Origin of the sequence: Streptomyces sp. ADMS (assembly GCF_033441795.1) — a bacterium.
GTDB lineage: Bacteria > Actinomycetota > Actinomycetes > Streptomycetales > Streptomycetaceae > Streptomyces.
This window is the reverse complement of the sequence record NZ_JAVFVX010000661.1, coordinates 1-224: the sequence shown is the minus strand read 5'-3', so window position 1 is coordinate 224 and position 224 is coordinate 1. Positions and strand designations below refer to the sequence as shown.

Annotated in this window: 1 protein-coding gene; it reads left to right on the top strand. The window is 75.0% G+C overall.

The genetic code is table 11. The features are described 5' to 3' along the window. A partial coding sequence (locus tag RB628_RS43130) for a hypothetical protein (protein WP_318325881.1) occupies window positions 1-224 on the top strand: 224 nt, incomplete at both ends.

Sequence of the window (224 nt, the reverse complement as noted above, 5' to 3'; positions counted from 1 at the left end):
AGGCCATCGATGGCTGAGACGCACACGGAAGCCACCACCACCACCGCCACCACCGCCACCACCGCCACCGGCACCGGCACCACCGCCACCGGCACCGGCACCACCGCCACCGGCACCACCGGCACCACCGGCACCACCGGCACCACCGGCACCACCGGCACCACCGGTGCCGGCACCGGCACCGGCACCGGCACGGTCGAGGCACTCACACTGGTGCCCAAGGC